The sequence below is a fragment of the Coprococcus sp. OM06-34AC genome (genome assembly GCF_003462545.1).
GTDB classification, from domain to species: domain Bacteria; phylum Bacillota; class Clostridia; order Lachnospirales; family Lachnospiraceae; genus Coprococcus; species Coprococcus aceti.
In genome coordinates, this window is sequence record NZ_QTZF01000004.1 from 107038 (window position 1) to 125778 (window position 18741).

The 18741-nt window shown below is 45.6% G+C and carries 14 protein-coding genes; 12 read left to right on the top strand and 2 right to left on the bottom strand.

What is annotated here, in order from left to right; genetic code table 11:
- Positions 1 to 29 precede the first annotated feature (29 nt).
- Positions 30 to 2054 carry a Na/Pi cotransporter family protein gene (locus tag DXB91_RS08265; RefSeq protein ID WP_243003550.1) on the bottom strand — a complete coding sequence of 675 codons (2025 nt, stop codon included), beginning with the start codon at positions 2052 to 2054 and terminating at the stop codon, positions 30 to 32.
- 272 nt (positions 2055 to 2326) lie between these two features.
- Between DXB91_RS08265 and DXB91_RS08270 the strand changes: the two genes are divergently transcribed.
- Positions 2327 to 3775, top strand: coding sequence for a hypothetical protein (locus tag DXB91_RS08270; protein WP_118017476.1), 1449 nt, complete (start codon positions 2327 to 2329; stop codon positions 3773 to 3775).
- A gap of 15 nt (positions 3776 to 3790) precedes the next feature.
- A complete protein-coding gene (locus DXB91_RS08275; RefSeq protein ID WP_117549065.1) occupies positions 3791 to 4246 on the top strand; it encodes a 23S rRNA (pseudouridine(1915)-N(3))-methyltransferase RlmH in 456 nt (151 codons plus the stop codon).
- A gap of 6 nt (positions 4247 to 4252) precedes the next feature.
- Here the strand turns inward: DXB91_RS08275 and DXB91_RS08280 are convergent, their stop codons facing one another.
- Positions 4253 to 4651 (bottom strand): 23S rRNA (pseudouridine(1915)-N(3))-methyltransferase RlmH, encoded by a 399-nt coding sequence (locus DXB91_RS08280; RefSeq protein WP_015534825.1) that lies wholly within the window; start codon positions 4649 to 4651, stop codon positions 4253 to 4255.
- 122 nt (positions 4652 to 4773) lie between these two features.
- Between DXB91_RS08280 and DXB91_RS08285 the strand changes: the two genes are divergently transcribed.
- The 10 genes from DXB91_RS08285 to DXB91_RS08330 all read left to right on the top strand — a co-directional run bounded on the left by DXB91_RS08285 (position 4774) and on the right by DXB91_RS08330 (position 18637).
- Positions 4774 to 5586 carry a Cof-type HAD-IIB family hydrolase gene (locus tag DXB91_RS08285; protein WP_118017478.1) on the top strand — a complete coding sequence of 271 codons (813 nt, stop codon included), beginning with the start codon at positions 4774 to 4776 and terminating at the stop codon, positions 5584 to 5586.
- Between the two features lie 120 nt (positions 5587 to 5706).
- Positions 5707 to 7119 carry an LCP family protein gene (locus tag DXB91_RS08290; RefSeq protein WP_118017480.1) on the top strand — a complete coding sequence of 471 codons (1413 nt, stop codon included), beginning with the start codon at positions 5707 to 5709 and terminating at the stop codon, positions 7117 to 7119.
- A 250-nt stretch (positions 7120 to 7369) separates the two neighbouring features.
- Positions 7370 to 8068 carry a UMP kinase gene (pyrH, locus tag DXB91_RS08295; RefSeq protein ID WP_055145001.1) on the top strand — a complete coding sequence of 233 codons (699 nt, stop codon included), beginning with the start codon at positions 7370 to 7372 and terminating at the stop codon, positions 8066 to 8068.
- Positions 8069 to 8113: 45 nt separating this feature from the next.
- Entirely contained in the window at positions 8114 to 8659 is a 546-nt protein-coding gene (gene frr, locus DXB91_RS08300; RefSeq protein WP_118017482.1) for a ribosome recycling factor, read from the top strand.
- A 45-nt stretch (positions 8660 to 8704) separates the two neighbouring features.
- Entirely contained in the window at positions 8705 to 9433 is a 729-nt protein-coding gene (locus DXB91_RS08305; protein ID WP_022216775.1) for an isoprenyl transferase, read from the top strand.
- Positions 9434 to 9454: 21 nt separating this feature from the next.
- Entirely contained in the window at positions 9455 to 10252 is a 798-nt protein-coding gene (locus tag DXB91_RS08310) for a phosphatidate cytidylyltransferase (RefSeq protein WP_118017484.1), read from the top strand.
- Positions 10253 to 10344: 92 nt separating this feature from the next.
- Entirely contained in the window at positions 10345 to 11487 is a 1143-nt protein-coding gene (gene dxr, locus DXB91_RS08315) for a 1-deoxy-D-xylulose-5-phosphate reductoisomerase (protein WP_118017486.1), read from the top strand.
- Between the two features lies 1 nt (position 11488).
- On the top strand, positions 11489 to 12586 hold the full coding sequence (locus DXB91_RS08320; protein ID WP_055144682.1) for a M50 family metallopeptidase: 1098 nt from the start codon (positions 11489 to 11491) through the stop codon (positions 12584 to 12586).
- A gap of 58 nt (positions 12587 to 12644) precedes the next feature.
- On the top strand, positions 12645 to 13694 hold the full coding sequence (ispG, locus tag DXB91_RS08325; protein ID WP_022216771.1) for a flavodoxin-dependent (E)-4-hydroxy-3-methylbut-2-enyl-diphosphate synthase: 1050 nt from the start codon (positions 12645 to 12647) through the stop codon (positions 13692 to 13694).
- A gap of 47 nt (positions 13695 to 13741) precedes the next feature.
- A complete protein-coding gene (locus DXB91_RS08330; RefSeq protein ID WP_118017488.1) occupies positions 13742 to 18637 on the top strand; it encodes a PolC-type DNA polymerase III in 4896 nt (1631 codons plus the stop codon).
- The last annotated feature ends 104 nt before the right edge of the window (positions 18638 to 18741 follow it).

Here is an 18741-nt window from a genome sequence, read left to right on the forward strand (position 1 = left end):
TTTTTCACATAGCAGTTTGTTATATTCCTTTACTTTTTCTTGGAGTTCTTTTTACCCTTTTCAGGATATTTCTCGTTTATCTTTTCTTTTATCTTTTCGTGCCTGTCGGCTACTTTGTTTTTTGCTGATGACTTTTTCTTCTGGTCGGACTTCTGGTCGTTCTTTGACTCATTCTTTTGCTCGTCGCCGGAAACCTTAGCTTTGTTATCAGGTTCATCAGGTGTTGTTAACTCACGGAGTTCGCGGATGCTGGCATCAAAGCCTTCTGTTATCGGATCGGCATACATGGATGAATAATATGCATACAGAGCCTTGTATTCCTCAGATGTCTTGTATCCGGTGATGTAGATGTGTCCGTGCATCTCGTCCATATGGATACCCCTGATCTTCTTGGCAATGTGAAGGCCGATGTTCTTACAGTGGCTTCCGATCCTGTCAAGACTTGTGAGAATGTCAACCAGTGCAAATCCTCCAGGGATACCACATTCGCCCATCTGAAGTCTCACAACGTGGTGATCCTTTATAAGCTCTGTTATCTCGCTGATGGTCTGTGCAAGTGGCTCTATTCTTGATATTGCCTGAAGATCGTCCTCCTTGAAGGCGTTCAGAGTCATATCAATAATATTGTTAGTCGCCTTGAGCGCTGTATGGATCTCCTTCATTCCCTGATCTGAGAAGTTTATCTTCTGATCTATTATATTTCTCGATACAACGAGAAGATTCTCACAGTGGTCACCAATCCTTTCCATATCACTCAGACTGTTCAGAAGCTCAGACACATCAAGTCGTTCGGATCTGGACATGTTGTTCTGTGATGTTACCTTGAGGAGGAAGTTGTTGAGTGAGCTCTCACATTTGTCTATGAAATCCTCATTCTCCTCGAGTTTGGCGGCATCTTCTTCATTGAAATCACTGATGAGTCTGCATGCTATTGCAAAGTTCTCTCTTATGCAGTCAGCCATGGCAAACATGACATTTCTTGCCTGTGAAATAGCGATGGAAGGGGTAGCGATAAGTCTAGGATCCAGTGTGGCGAGCTCTTTGTCGATCTTGGACTCCTCGTCGTCCCTGATGATCTTTCCTGTAAGTTTTGCCACCTGATTGGAGAATGGCAGAAGTATCAGGCTTATGATAAAGTTGAACAGGAAGTGGACGTTTGCAATGTTACCACGGTTTACGACCTTGTCCATGAAAGGCATGTCTATGAAAAGCTGAAGTCCGTATGTGACAATAACAAAGAACACAGCTCCGAATATGTTAAAGAGAAGATATGAGAGAGAAACTCTCTTTGCCTTCTTGTTCGCACCGATTCCCCCGAGGATAATGGTCATACACTTACCGATGTTCTGACCGATAATGATAGGAATGGCTGTTCCGTATGTAACGACGCCTGTGGACGAAATGGCCTGGAGTATACCTACTGATGCAGATGAACTCTGTATGATGGCTGTGAGCACAAGTCCTATTAAAATACCAAGTAATGGGTTATTAAACGATGTGAACAGATTCTGGAAGCTCTCTGATTCCTTGAGTGGCGCAAATACACCCTCCATGGTATTCATGCCGAGAAAGAGGATTCCAAGACCAACAAGAATACTTGCAATATCACGTTTCTTGTTGTTATTTGTAAATAGTATGATAAATGCACCTATACATATAAGGATAGGAGCAAATGATGACGGTTTTAAAAGTTTAAGAAGAATATTAGTCTCCGCAAGATCTCCGAGACGAAGGATCTGTGCGGTCGCGGTACTACCGATGTTGGCACCAAACACGACAGGTATGGCCTGCCCAAGCTTCATGATTCCGGCATTTACAAAGCCGATGAGCATGATGGTCGTTGCTGCCGAACTCTGAATGATGGCTGTTACGGCTGTACCGAGTGTAAAACCCTTGATAGTTCCCGTGAACTGATTTTTTCCGGTTGTAAGTTTCTCAAGAACCTTTTCCAGACTGCCACCGGCGAGATTCTTCAGCGAGGCACCCATGAGATTCATTCCGAACAGAAATAAACCTACGCCTCCGAGCAATGTTAAAATAGAAAATAAATCCAAAATTATAGCCCTCCTGAGTAAAATGAATTTTACCTGTGTTTCTGACAGGTAAAAAATATGTAATAAATATGTAAAAGCCCATACGGTTCAAATTATAACACATCACTAGTTTTTGTACTATTGAAAAAATAATGCAATTGATGGTAACATTTCGGCAAATGTCACAATAAATATGATGGTGGCGGCAAAACTTCAACTGTGGTAGAATGAGCAGGGTATATTATATAAAAATGATAACGAAGATTCAGATAAAAGAATGGAGTGGCTGATACATGTCTGTTTTTAGTGATAAGAGAGTATTTGGAATCAAAAGGCAGAACTGTGGCGGTGTGTCCACCGCAGGGCAGGTATGCGCCAATGATGTAATATTGTGGGTCATATTTCTGCTGCCTATTAATATAGTAATACATGGTGCAGGACAGTGCCTTGTGGCCATGGGATTGTTCGTGGGCAATGTTGTCGGATGGATATTTCTGTCAAAGCGTATGAATTCGTATGCTGAGATATCCCCTAAAAAGATACACAATGCTCCGGAGCTGTTCGCAGCAAGATATGGGGCATGGAAGCTGAAAGATCTGGTGTCCGTCATATGGATAGTGACGCTTGGCCTGATACTGGTGTCTGTTCTCAAGGTTATCGTATCGGTTGTCGCCTATTTTATGGACATGCCGGAGAGCATAAGCCTTGCCATCATAGTGTCATTTCTCATCCTTGCCACCATACTGGTTGACAATAAGCTGATGGGAATAATCAAGACAATAGTGTTCATAATGGTTATAATCGTATGTCTGACGATGATCGGACTGGTATTTTACAGGATGGATGCGAGGGAGATACTTGACAATTACAGGAGATCAAGGCTTGCAGGGGGAACCAGCATTTATCTGAATATACTGTATTACGATGGCAAAACAGTGGATATAGGAAGTGCGATATCCATGACGGGAGTAGGACTTGGATGTATAGCCATGCCGCTGATGTACAAGGGTGTCTTAAATATCCGGGATATCAAGGAGCTCGATGTCGGAAGAATATGGGCTGTAATCTTTGAAGGGTTCACAATACTTTCAAGCTGTATACTGGCACTTCTGGTCGTACCGGTGCTCTATCCTGAGAAGGCATGGGCAAATATGAACTCATTCCAGGTGTACAACCTGATGCTCAAGAAGCTGCTTGGAACGGGAACCTATGCGTATGTGTTCAGATTTGCCGCGCTTATGGTGTTTATAGCGGCGGTTGTCGTAATGCTGGAATCGTTCATGAGAAATATATGCGAACATATAAGAGGGCTTGTTCCTGCAATCTCAAGAGCCGGTGGAATCGCAAAGCTTCTTATAGATATAGGTGTTGTTGTGCTGACCGGATGCTGCGTTTTCCTGGTGGCAGAGTTTGTTGAATTCAACAGAGAGCATATGATCGCCGAAAACTGGGGATTGTGTGCGGCGGCACTTGCGGCTCCTCTTTTCTGTACACTGACGTACAGGCATGCGACCGGAAAAGGCATGTATGCCGGAATAATAGCAGGAATACTCACATTTGTTATGTGGAAATATCTCCCGTTTGTGAACGGAGGCAGCCTGGCGGCATACTCGGGTATCAGCGGTGACGTGGTTGGATTTGCAGTGAGTCTGCTGTTCACCATTGGAGTAAGTGTGTGCACGCAGAAAAATACAGAGGAAGAACTGAAGATATTTGACAGGATGAGGGCTGATCAGGCCTGATCTGAAGGAGTTCATATGATATACAGGATTGCCTGCGTCGGCAGGATAAAGGAACAGCATTTTACGCAGATGTTAAATGAATATAAGAAGGAGATCGACAAGAGAGGACGTCTGGAGATATGCGAGGTTCCTGACGAGAGGATACCTCAGAAGGCTGGCGACAAGGTAAATGCCATGATCATTGAGGCCGAGGCGGACAGGCTGAGACATGTGATCGGGAGAGACGACTATGTTATGGCACTGTGTATAGAAGGAAAGAAGACGACCACGGAAGGACTTGCCGATCAGGTCCGCAGGGCATCGGAGCGCGGACATGACACGGTTACATTTGTGATAGGGGGATCTCTTGGACTTGCTGCAGATATAGTGAGGAGGGCTGATTACAGGATGAGCGTGTCGGATATGACATTTCCGCATCAGCTCATAAGGGTGACGCTGGCGGAGCAGCTTGCGATCATAAGCCGGAGCTGACAGGGATTATTTGTGGTAGGTTATGTTGTTCAGGATAGTGTATGCCCTGTAGGTCTGCTCGGACAGCAGGAGGGCAGTCATCTCGGCGGACGGCTGTACTGAACAGAGAGAGAAATTTTCCATATCAGCTGTGAGTGATTCATCGTACCCTATGTAGAAGTTTATCTTTGAGGTACCGCTTGAAGTCAGACTGTTGATGCGGGCTGCGTAGTCCTCAGATGAGATGGTATCGGAGCCGGATATGCAGTAGTTTGTGGTGTTTTTCCCTGATGTGCATTTAATTTTCCCTGCAACACATACTATAGACAGAGTACAGTATGGAGAAAGTCTCTTGACGTACTCGGCGATGGCTTTCTGATACAAAGGGTTGATTTTTTTCTGATTAACGTATATGTTTATATCCATGTGATTTCTCCTAAAGTCAGAAATGGGCGGCAGGATGACGTAACGGCATCCTAACTATGACATTATATAGCATCAAGGAGAAAATATATAGCAAATTATGTTATAACATTATGGAGGATAAAATGAGTAAAAAATTACTGGCACTTGATATTGACGGAACGCTGACAAATACTCAGAAGGATATTACTCCGGCAACGCTGGAGAAAATAATAGAGGCACAGGAGAAGGGGCATATCGTTGCGATAGCATCGGGACGTCCACTGCCTGGAATAAGGAAGATAGCAGACACCATAGAGCTTGACAGATTTGGCGGATATGTGCTTGCTTTCAACGGCGGAAGGATCGTCGATTACAGTACCGGTGAGGTGGTATATCAGGCTGTGCTTGACAATGATGTGGTGAGGGATATATATGATTACTGTCTGAAAGCGGGCTGCGGAATGGTGACATACGATGGAGACCGAGTTATAACCGGAACTGATATAGACGGATACATGACATTTGAGGCAAGTATCAATCATATGGAGATCATGAGGATAGATAACTTCAGGGAATATATCGATTTCCCTCTCAACAAATGTCTTCTTACCGCAGATCCTGACAAGGCGGAGAAGATAGAGCAGGAGCTTGCAGAAAAGTTCGGTGATCAGCTTAACATATTCCGCTCGGAGCCATATTTTGTGGAGATCATGCCGCCAAATGTTCACAAGGCAACATCCCTTGAGAAGCTTCTTGAGATCCTTGATATGGACAGAAAGGATCTTGTGGCGTGCGGTGACGGATATAATGACCTCACGATGATAGAGTATGCCGGGGTGGGAGTCGCCATGGCAAATGCACAGGACATAGTGAAGGAACATGCCGATTATATAACATTGTCAAATGACGAGGACGGACTTGTGCCGGTGGTGGACAAGTTTATCCTGGCTGACTGATCAAGTATAAAAAATGTGTGAATTATGTGTATCCCGTTGAATTGATGAGATATTTGTAGTAAAATGTATTGCTATATGAGTTAAATTTTGACAGATACATTCGATATTTAGGAGAAAAATATGGGAAATAAAATGAGTGGTCATGATGACGATGATATGAAGCGTGTTAAGGGCAGATATGCCGGAGAGATGCTTTTTGACGATGAAGATGATTACGATGACGATGCCAATGATTATTCAGATGATCATGGCAGAACCGGTATTGCAAAGGATGATTATTCCGACAGCGCATTTGGACCGGGCGCAGACGATGAAGAGGATGCGGCATCAGAAGAGGAAGCTTATACATCGGATGATGAATATTATGAAGATGAATATGCGGAAGAAGAGCAGGATATGAAGGATCAGAAGAGAAAGAAAAAGAACAGAGTATGGGGAATCATACTTGCAATCGAGGTTGTTGCAGCCATAGTCATAGGCGTTCTGTTTGTGAAGTCGTACATCAACAACACATATAACAAGATGCAGTACAAAGAGCTGAAGGACACTCATATAAATGAGGATCTGGATGAAGAAACAGTCAAGAAGATGACAGGATACACCAACATCGCATTGTTTGGTATAGATACCAGAGATGCAGGCATGGTTGACGAAGGAGTGCGTTCAGACAGTATAATCATCTGTAGCATCAACAATGATACACAGGAGGTCAAGCTTCTCTCACTGTACAGAGATACTTACCTTGAGCTCTGTAATGACAGCCAGTCATACGAGAAGGCAGCTCATGCATACGCATACGGCGGAGCACAGGGCGCTGTCAATATGATAAATAAGAACCTTGACCTGAATATAACAGATTACGTTGCGGTCAATTTCACAGCCCTCACAGAAGCCATCGATGCCCTGGGTGGAATTGATATAGAGCTGAAGGAGGAGGAGCTTTATAAGCTCAACCAGTGTATTGACGAGCAGATGGGTGTAAATGGTATTTATTCAGATTATGTATATGACACAGGTGTCGTTCATCTGAACGGTGTGCAGGCTACAGCCTACTCAAGAATCAGAAGTACAGATGAGGGTGATATAACAAGAACATGGAGACAGAGAACAGTTATCTCCAAGATGATAGAGGCGGCAAAGACAGCAGGAATCTCCAAGCTGCTTGATTGTATCAACGTGGTTGTGGATGATGTTGCATCAAGCCTTACAGAGGAAGAGATCATTGATATGGCAAAATCCTGCTTCAACTACAAGCTGTCTACTACAACAGGATTCCCGTTTACCATCGCCAGTCCTACCATGGATGAGGTGAGCTATGTCGTTGCCTGTGATCTCGCAACGAATGTCACAGCACTTCACAGATTCCTGTTCGACGACATGAATTATACACCGTCAGCTACCGTACAGAATATAAGCTACAACATCATCAATGATTCAGGCTGTGAGAATCAGCTTGATCTTGATACATTTACAGTTCAGGATGATGTGGATTCCATTGTATCGACGGAGTCAGATTATTCTGATGGCTATTGATGATATCTGGGATCTGAAAGCAGGATGTCGGGTGACATATAACAGAAATAAGCATAACAGCAAGGCACATATCATATGCACGTGTACACAGTGATATGTGCCTTTCTTTTTTACTTTGAAATGTAAAGGGTATGTGCTATAATGAATCAGGTCGTCAGGCAGATGTCTGCATGGGTTATCATGCTAGGATATGACGATATATAATATGAATAATAAAATTTGAACACAAAGGATGGATCGCGATATGAAGATGGACAGAATTCTGCTCAAGATGAGCGGTGAAGCTCTTGCCGGTGATAAGAAACATGGTTTTGACGAGGAGACAGTCAGAGATGTGTCCAATCAGGTAAAGCAGATAGTAGACAAGGGAATACAGGTATGTGTAGTAATAGGAGGAGGAAACTTCTGGAGAGGAAGAACTTCAGACAACATGGACAGAGTTAAGGCGGATTCCATAGGAATGTTGGCAACTGTCATGAACTGTATCTACACAGCGGACAGCTTCAGAAGCTGCGGAATAAAGACACACATCATGACACCATTTGTATGTGGTAATATGACTGAGCTTTTTGACAAGGACAAGGCAATCGCATATATGGAGCAGGGAGATGTCGTATTTTTTGCAGGTGGAATCGGCCATCCATATTTCTCAACAGATATGGCGACAGTGCTTATGGCAATAGAGGTTCAGGCAGATGTCATTCTTTCAGGTAAGGCCATCGATGGAGTATATGACAGTGATCCAAAGACCAATCCGAACGCTAAGAAGTATGACAGCATGAAGATGAGCGATATAGTAGATAACAAGCTCGGAGTAATAGATCTTGCCTCAGCAGTTCTTGCTATGGAGAACAAGATGCCTATGATGCTGTTTGGCCTGAATGATGAGAACAGCATAGTGAAAGCCGTTACAGGCGGTTTCACTGGAACATATGTGAATGCGGAATAAAAGGGAAAATAATAAGAAAAATATATAATCCAGGAGGAATGAATCATGTTAACACAGTACGAAGAGAAGATGCAGAAGTCAGTTGAGAATCTTGAGGCTGAGTATGCTACCATCAGAGCAGGAAGAGCGAACCCTAACATCCTCAACAAGATCAAGGTTGAGTATTATGGAGTTCCAACACCTATGCAGCAGCTTGCAAATATAACTGTTCCAGAGGCCAGAACACTGGTCATCGCACCATGGGAGCCATCACTTGTCAAGGAGATAGAGAAGGCTATCATGAATTCTGATCTTGGAATCACACCTAACAACGATGGAAGAAACATCATCCTCAACTTCCCAGAGCTCACAGAGGACAGAAGAAAAGAGCTCGTCAAGGATATCAAGAAGAAGGGTGAGGGCACAAAGGTCGCTATAAGAAACATCAGACGTGATGCCAACGATGCCATCAAGAAGATGGAGAAGAACGGAGACATAAGCGAGGATGAGCTCAAGGACAACGAGGACAAGATCCAGAAGCTCACAGATAAGTACGTTGGTCAGATCGACAAGGCTGTTGAGTCAAAATCCAAGGAGATCATGACAGTATAATAATCATGGATATGATGTATCCCTCAAATGGAATGCGGAGAGAATATGAAGAGAGAGATTAACGGAGAATTACTTAATGTGCCGGAGCACGTGGCTGTGATCATGGATGGAAATGGCAGATGGGCAAAGAAGAGATTTCTTCCCAGAAACTATGGACACGCAGAGGGTGCGAAGGCTCTAGAGGCTATATGTGAAAATTGTGATAAGCTTGGAATAAAGTATCTTACAGTGTATGCTTTTTCCACGGAGAACTGGAAGAGGTCTGTTGAGGAAGTCACAGGTATCATGAATCTTTTCAGAAAGTACCTGGTTGACAGTATAGAGAGATCTAACAACTCCAACATGAAGGTTAACCTCATAGGTAAGCGAGAGGGCCTCCCGGAGGATATAGTTCAGAAGATGGATGATCTGGAGAGGGAGACTGCGGGGAATACAGGACTTCAGTTCCATATAGCGATAAACTACGGTGGACGTGATGAGATTGTCAGGGCGGTGAAGAAGATCATGAAGGATGCCGATGCGGGAAAGATCAGTGCGGATGACATTGACGAGAGCCTGTTTGCGGAATATCTCGACACAAAGGGTGTGCCTGATCCTGATCTGCTAATAAGGACAAGCGGTGAGGAGAGAACATCCAACTTCCTCCCATGGCAGCTTGCATATTCTGAGTTTTATTTCACAGATACACTGTGGCCTGATTTTGACATGGATTCTCTGATAGAAGCCGTGAGGTACTACAATAAGAGAGAGAGAAGATTCGGAGATGCAAAATAGTTATCCGGAGGATATTAGTTAATGAAACAGAGAGTGATAAGTGGTGCGGTTCTGGTAGTGATACTGGCCATCACATTATATTTTGGAGGGATAGTAACATGCGGCCTTATGGCTCTGGTATCCCTTGTGGGCAATATGGAGCTGCTCAGAGTATACGGAGTGAACAAGAAGACTCCGGGAATCGTGTGTTACCTGGCGACAGTTCTGTATTATATAGCCATATACCTGGATCGTATGGACACTATTGTTCCTATGATGGTCGTATATTTATTGGTTATGCTTGCTGTGTATGTGCTGACATTCCCAACATACAGCGATAAACAGATCATGGCGGCATTTATGGATTTCTTCTATGTAAGTGTCATGCTGTCATTTGTATATCTCATAAGAAACATGGAGCATGGACTGGTACTTGTCCTGCTGATATTTGTCAGCTCATGGATAAATGATACATGTGCTTACTTCGTGGGAAGAGCCCTCGGAAAGCACAAGATGGCACCTGTGCTCAGCCCTAAGAAGAGCATAGAGGGTCTTATCGGCGGTATCGTTGGAGCAGGTGTATTCGGAGCAGTGTTTGGCATACTGTTTGATAAGTATGTAGACACCATGAACTATGCGCCATTACTTTTTGCAGTTGTCGGCGCTGTCGGTGCACTTCCGGCGGTTATTGGAGATCTGGCAGCATCTGCGATAAAGAGAAATAACGACATCAAGGACTACGGAAAGCTGATTCCGGGTCACGGAGGAATATTGGACAGATTTGACAGCATAATATTTACAGCACCGATAATTTATTATCTGCTTGTATATCTGCTGTAGGATACATGATGGGCAGTGCCCAGTGGGTTCACTGGATACTGCCTATTATATTCGGATAGATGATCCGGTAAATCCGGATACAGGAGGATAACATGAAGAATGTAGCGATAATTGGCTCTACAGGTTCAATTGGAACACAGACCCTTGAGATAGTTAGGGTTCAGGAAGATCTGAATATAGTGGCGCTTGCCGCCGGAAGTAATATAGAGCTCCTGGAAAAACAGGCGAGGGAGTTTTCGCCTGAGGTTGTGGGAATATGGAGCGAAGAGAATGCTGCGAGACTCAGAGAGTGCCTTGCGGACACTGACATAAGAGTTGTTGCGGGCATGGACGGATTGATAGAGATAGCAGAGCTTTCGTCATCAGACATCCTTGTCACGGCAATAGTTGGCATGATCGGAATAAGACCGACTATAGCAGCCATAAATGCGGGAAAGGACATAGCACTTGCCAATAAAGAGACTCTGGTGACAGCGGGACATATCATCATGCCGCTGGCGGCGGAGAAGAATGTAGCGATACTGCCTGTTGACAGCGAACATTCCGCTATATTCCAGTCCCTTCAGGGAAATGTGCACGGCGATGTGGAGAAGATACTGCTCACAGCGTCAGGTGGGCCTTTCAGGGGAAAGGATACCGCATTTCTTGAGAATGTTCAGGTGGAGGATGCGCTCAAGCATCCAAACTGGAGTATGGGAAGAAAGATAACAATAGATTCAGCAACCATGGTCAACAAGGGACTTGAGGTTATAGAGGCAAAGTGGCTCTTTGATGTGAAGCCGAAGAATATCCAGGTGGTAGTCCAGCCACAGAGCATAATCCACTCGATGGTTGAGTACAGGGATGGCGCAGTCATAGCACAGCTTGGAACTCCGGACATGAAGCTTCCGATACAGTACGCTTTGTGTTATCCGGAGAGAAGATACATGGCCGGTGACAGACTGGACTTCTGGACTATGAACTCGATTCTTCTTGAGAAGCCGGACATGGATACATTTAAGGGATTAAAGTATGCGTATTCTGCCATAGCAGATGGCGGTTCAATGCCGACTGTATTCAATGCGGCAAATGAGTGCGCAGTGGCAAAATTCCTTGACAGGAAGATACGCTTCCTCGATATATACAGGATAATAGAGGAGTGTATGGCGAGTCATACAGTTATAGAAAACCCTGACGTGTCACAGATACTTGACACTGAGCGCTGGGTATATGATTTTGTAGAAAGCAGGTGGTAGATTGAACATAATTCTCATAATTCTAGTATTTGGTGTGATAATATTTTTTCATGAGCTTGGACATTTTATTGTCGCAAAGATCAATCATATATCGGTAATTGAGTTTTCCATGGGACTTGGCCCAAAGCTCTTCTCGTTTACCAAGAAGGATACACAGTATTCACTGAGACTCATACCTCTGGGCGGTTATTGTATGCTGCTAAGCGAAGGCGAGGAAGGTCATGAGGATGACGAGAACGCATTTGAGAAGAAGTCCATATGGGTGCGTATGGCGGAGGTTCTTGCCGGTCCGTTCATGAACATAGTTATAGCATTTATCTTTTCAGCGGTCATAATCCACTTCTGTGGTACAGATCCTGCGACTATCGGCAGGGTGTACGACAGCGAGATGGCGAAGGAAAGCGAGTATGCGGATGTTGTCAAGGAGTTCAATGGAGTTTATCCTGCGGAGCAGGCCGGGATAGAGGATGGAGATACCGTCCTTGAGATCGGCGGAAGCAAGATCAAGAACTTCAGGGAGCTTCAGATATATCTTGAGATATACGGGGACGGTTCTCCTATAGACCTCAAGATGCAGAAGAAGGATGGCACGGTGTACGATACGACTGTATATCCGGTGGAGACAAGTGCAGGTTATAAGGTGGGAATCGTAAGCTGCGGTTATGTCTTGCCACAGAATTTTGGCGAGCTGATGAAGTATTCTGCCTATGAGGTCAGATACTGGGTCAAGGCCACGTTCCTGAGCCTTAAGCTCATAGTCACCAGACAGGTCAGCTCAGATGAGGTGTCCGGCCCTGTGGGTGTGGCAAAGTCCATGAACGATACGTTCAATGAGGCTGCAAAGGTCGATGTCCTTACGGTTCTCCTCAACTGGATGAACTATATAGTGCTTCTCTCGGCCAACCTTGGAATCATGAATATGCTTCCGATACCGGGACTTGACGGAGGACGTTTCCTGTTCCTGCTGATCGAGCTTATAACCAGGAGGAAGGTCCCGAAGGACAAGGAAAACATAGTCACATTTGTGGGATTTGTGCTGGTCATGATCCTCATGGTCGTAATATTGTTCAATGATATAAAGAATGTATTTTTCAGTTAAAGACAATTAAAGAAGGAGGAAAGGCGCCAGTGCTTATGTACTGGCGCTGTGAGTATATATGAAGACAAGAGAGATCCACATAGGTGACAGGGTTATAGGCGGAGGCAATCCGATACTTATACAGTCCATGACCAACACAAAGACGAGCGATGTGGAGGCTACGGTTGCACAGATACTCCAGCTTGAGAAGGCCGGATGTGACATAATCAGATGTACGATAAACGATGAGGCTGCAGCAGATGCAATCCCGGCTATAAAGAAACAGATCCACATTCCGCTTGTGGGCGACATACATTTTGACTACAGGCTTGCCATAAAGGCCATAGAAAATGGTGTGGACAAGATCAGGATAAATCCGGGGAATATCGGAGGACAGGAGAAGCTGGCAAAGGTAGTCGAGGCTGCCAGAAAGAGAAATATTCCTATAAGAGTCGGTGTAAACAGTGGTTCTCTGGAGAAGAATCTTGTGGAGAAGTACGGCGGAGTGACCGCAGAGGGAATAGTTGAGAGCGCTCTTGACAAGGTGCGCATGATCGAGGAGCTTGACTATCACAACATAGTCATAAGCATCAAGTCGTCTGATGTTATGATGTGCGTGAGAGCCCATGAGCTCATCGCGGACAAGACAGATTACCCTCTGCATGTGGGAATCACGGAGTCAGGAACCGTCACAAGAGGAAATATCAAATCATCGGTGGGACTTGGAATCATACTCCATGAGGGAATAGGCGATACGATAAGAGTGTCCCTGACAGGAGATCCGGTGGATGAGATCCTGTCGGCAAAGCTTATTCTCAAGGCTCTTGGACTCAGAAAGGGCGGAGTAGAGCTTGTGTCATGTCCGACCTGTGGACGTACTGAGATTGACCTTATCGGACTTGCAAACAAGGTTGAAAAGCTTGTGTCAGACTATGACCATCTCAATATTAAAGTCGCAGTTATGGGGTGTGTGGTGAACGGCCCGGGAGAGGCCAAGGAGGCAGACCTTGGTATTGCAGGAGGCAAGGGCTGCGGACTGCTCATCAAAAAGGGTGAGATAGTTGGCAAACTCAGTGAGGATGAATTTATACCGGCGCTGAAGCGCGAGTTAGATAATTGGAGTGAATAGGATTGAACAACGAAGATCGTATTTTGGAACAAGAGGATATAGATCAGATGTATGCCGATGAGATGCAGACTCAGATGGATTATGAAGCCCAGATGGCTGAACAGGAGATGTATGAGAGCCAGATGTATGCTGATATGCAGCAGGAGAGCGCATCGTACACCCAGGCGGATGTTCACGACTCGGACTGGCATATCGCAGATGATATGGAGGAAGATGCCGAGGACGAAGACGTGGTCAGTGATGGCACTGGTGGCGATATGGTCGAGGGGTGCGAGGCTGATGCTGATACACCGGAAGGCTCAGTGAGTGGAAATGAGAGTAATGATGGCTCTGCAACGGCGGTTTCAGATGCCGGAAATGAGCAGGCGGAGCTCTTCATGACGGTGTTCCCCGGAGTGGAGATGACTAAGGAGCTTGCAGGTCTGTTCACCGAGGTGTATGTGACAAAAGTCACGATATATGACAGTAAAAATATCCTGCAGGTTGACATAAGATCGAGACATATAATAAGCAGACCGAATATAGAAAAGGCGGAGGAGTGTATCCGTAAGTTTGTATTTGGCAATAAAAGGTATACGGTCCAGATACGGGAGCACTATACACTTTCTACACAGTACAATCTCGAAGCAATAGTCAAAGCATATCAGGACAGCATACTCTACGATATAAGATCATTCAGCAATGTGGGCTACAGGCTTATATCCAGATCGATAGGAGAACTGTACTGTGACGGAGACGCGATAACCATAGCTATAGAGGACAGTAAGATAGCGCATATACACGCTGAGAAAATAAAGGCGTATATGGAGGAGATGTTCCAGGAGAGATTTGACCTGAATGTCAATGTTGCATTTGAGTACAGTGAGGCGGACAAGGAGAAGCTGAGGAGAGCCAGTGCACTTGTTGAGCAGCAGAAGATAGATGCCATATTGAACAACCTCAGGGATCATGGCGACATCATCGTGGATGGAAAGGCCGTGGACAAGGATAAGCTCGGAGTGTCGAAGAAGGAAGATAAGAAGAGCGAGGGACACAAGCCTGATGAGAATAAGGCTGCTCCTGCATCCTCCGGCGGCGATTCAGGCCAGAAAAATGGCGGTGAAAAGGAGAAGTTCGGAAGAAGGCGAAGATATTCAGATGATCCAGAGGTGTTCATAGGAAGAGATGTGGAGGGCAAGCTGCTTGAGATATCCAGCATCAACGATGGTATCGGAGAGGTCGTCATCCACGGACAGATCATGAGCACTGAGGAGAGAGAGCTCCGAAATGGCAAGATCATACTGACGGGATATATAACAGATTTCACAGACACCATAGGCTTCAAGATGTTCTGCAGTCCTGAGGATATGGAGGTCTACCGCGAGGAGATACAGAAGGGTAAGTTCTATAGGATGAAGGGCCTTGCCGAGTTCGACTCGTATGCCAAGGAGGTTATGATATGCCGAGTGCTCGGTATGAAGCACATTCAGGACTTCCGTGTACCTCGTATGGATACATATCCTGAGAAGCGTGTCGAGCTTCACATGCATACCAAGATGAGCGAGATGGACAGCGTGGTCGATATAGAGACCATCGTGAAGCGTGCCAGCGACTGGGGACACCCTGCCATAGCCATCACGGATCACGGTGTTGTTCAGGCTTTCCCTATAGCAAACCATACAAAGGGACTCAGAAAAGATTTCAAGATCATATATGGTGTCGAGGGTTACTTTGTCGATGACCTGAAGGATCTGGTCAAGAACTCAAGGAATCAGAGCCTTGATTCGGAATACGTGGTATTTGATATAGAGACAACGGGACTTTCCAAGAAGCACAACAAGATCATAGAGATCGGTGCGGTCAAGGTGAAGGACGGAGAGGTCGTAGATACATTCTCGGAGTTTATAAATCCGGGTGTGCCTATCCCATACCAGATAGAACAGCTCACATCCATCAATGATGATATGGTAAAGGATGCGCCGATGTTCGATGTGATCGTGCCGAGATTTGTGGAGTTCTGCGGTGACGATATCGTGGTTGCCCACAATGCGTCATTTGATACGGGATTTGTGAGAATGAATGCGGAGGAGCTTGGACTTAAGTTCGACAACACGGTTCTGGATACCATGACGCTCAGCCATATACTGCTGCCGGAGCTCGGAAAATTCACTCTGGACAGAGTGTGTAAGGAACTCAAAGTCGTGAATGCGCATCACCATAGAGCCATAGACGATGCGGAGGCCACGGCGAAAGTATTCTTCAAGCTGCTCGACATGCTGAAGGAGAGAGATGTTAAGACCATGGATGATCTAAATGTCCTTGGAAGCACCTCACCTGATGCGATCAAGAAGGATAAGACATATCACGGAATCATCCTGGCAAAGAACGAGATAGGAAGAGTCAATCTGTACAGGCTCATATCTGAGTCTCATCTGACATATTTTGCGCGAAGACCGCGTATGCCGATGAGTCTCATCAACAAATACAGAGAGGGTCTGATAATAGGCTCTGCCTGTGAGGCGGGAGAGCTGTTCCGTGCCATAGTTGATGATGCGCCGGATGAGGAGATAGTGAGACTGGTCAACTGGTTTGACTACCTTGAGATACAGCCGCTTGGCAACAATGAATTTATGACGAGGGATACAAGGAATCCAAAGACCATGGACGATCTGATCGGATACAACAAGAGGATCGTGGAGCTCGGAGAGATGTTCAACAAGCCAGTGGTCGCAACCTGTGATGTGCATTTCCTTGATCCTGAGGATTATATATACAGGGCGATCATCATGAAGAGCAAGGGCTTTGACGACGCTGATATGCAGCCACCGCTGTATTTCCGTACCACGGAGGAGATGCTGGCAGAGTTCCAGTATCTTGGAAGTGACAAGGCCAAGGAGGTCGTCATCACCAACACGAATATGATAGCAGACATGATAGAGAGGATAGAGCCGGTCAGACCTGACAAAGCACCGCCTATCATCGAGAATTCGGATCAGACACTTACGGATATATGTTATACCAAGGCACATGAGATATATGGCCCAGACCTGCCACCTCAGGTTCAGGAGAGACTTGACAGGGAGCTGCACTCCATCATTTCAAATGGATTTGCGGTTATGTACATCATCGCACAGAAGCTTGTGTGGGATTCAAATGACCACGGATATCTGGTTGGTTCCCGAGGTTCGGTTGGATCTTCATTTGTCGCAACAATGGCCGGTATTACGGAGGTAAATCCGCTGTCGGCTCACTATATCTGTCCGAAATGCCACTTTGTGGATTTTGATTCAGAGCTTGTAAAGTCGTATTCGGGAATGAGCGGATGTGATATGCCGGACAGAGACTGTCCGAATTGTGGAACACCGCTTATAAAGGAAGGACACGATATACCATTCGAGACATTCCTTGGATTCAACGGAGACAAGGAGCCTGATATCGATTTGAACTTCTCGGGTGAGTATCAGTCGAAGGCACATGCATACACCGAGGTACTCTTCGGCAAGGGCAAGGCATTCAAGGCGGGAACCGTAGGTGGTGTTGCGGAAAAGACAGCATTTGGATATGTGTATAATTACTTCAAGGATCACTCCAAGGAGGATCTCATGGCGGAGGCCAAGGCGTCCGGAATGGATGAGAAGGCCGCGAAGAAGTACGCTGAGGAGAATGCAACGGTCACAAAGAGAAGATGCGAGATGGAGCGTCTGGCCCTGGGATGTACCGGTGTCAGAAGAACCACGGGTCAGCATCCGGGTGGTATGATAGTTCTTCCGAGACATGAGGAGATATATTCATTTACACCTATACAGCACCCGGCAAATGATATGACGTCGGATATTATCACATCGCACTTTGAGTACCATTCAATCGATCATAACCTGCTGAAGCTTGATATTCTCGGCCATGATGATCCGACTATGATAAGGCGTCTGGAGGATCTGACGGGACTTGATGCCACAAAGATAAGACTTGATGACAAGGATGTCATGGAATTGTTTCACAGCACAAAGTCGCTGGGGATCACACCGGAGGATATCAATGGGATACCTCTTGGAAGCCTGGGGGTGCCGGAGTTCGGAACGGACTTTGCTATGCAGATGCTTATAGATGCCAAGCCGACATGTTTCTCAGATCTTGTGCGAATAGCGGGTTTGGCGCATGGAACCGATGTATGGCTGGGCAACGCGCAGGAGCTCATCAAGTCGGGCAAGTGTACCATATCGACAGCCATTTGTTGTCGTGATGATATCATGGTATATCTGATACACATGGGACTTGACGCCGGACTTGCCTTCAACATCATGGAGAAGGTTCGTAAGGGAATAGTGGCCAAGGGCAAATGTGACAAATGGGATGACTGGAAAGCCGAGATGGCTGCCCACGGAGTACCGGACTGGTACGTGTGGTCATGTCAGAAGATCAAGTACATGTTCCCGAAGGCCCATGCGGCGGCCTATGTCATGATGGCGTGGAGAATTGCCTGGTTCAAGGTCAATTATCCGCTTGAATACTATACAGCATTCTTCAGTATCAGAGCTGATGACTTCAGCTATGAGATGATGTGCTTTGGCAAGGAGAGAGTTCTCTTCCATATCAATGAGATAAGCAAGGTGGACAAGAACAAGAGATCAGCCAAGGACGAGGGCAAGCTCAAGGATTTGAAGATAGTTCTTGAGATGTACGCAAGAGGTTACGACTTTGTTCCAATAGATATATATAAGGCAAAGGCTGACCGGTTCCAGATAATAGACGGCAAGATTATGCCATCCTTCGCATCCATAGAAGGAATGGGAGAGAAGGCTGCACAGCAGCTCTACGATGCCGCCCAGAAGGGGCCGTTCCTCTCCAAGGAGGAGATCAATGAGCGTGCAAAGATCGGCAAGGGAACCATCGAGAAGATGAGTGAGCTGGGCATCCTGGACGGAATGCCGGAGACAAATCAGCTTTCGCTGTTTGACTTTATGTAGGCTGGCGGAACAAATTAAGTCAATAATCTGAAAAAAGTTTGCAATTTTATAAAAAAAGTGCTTGCATTCTGCTTTCGTTTCTGTTATATTAAACAGGTCGCAAG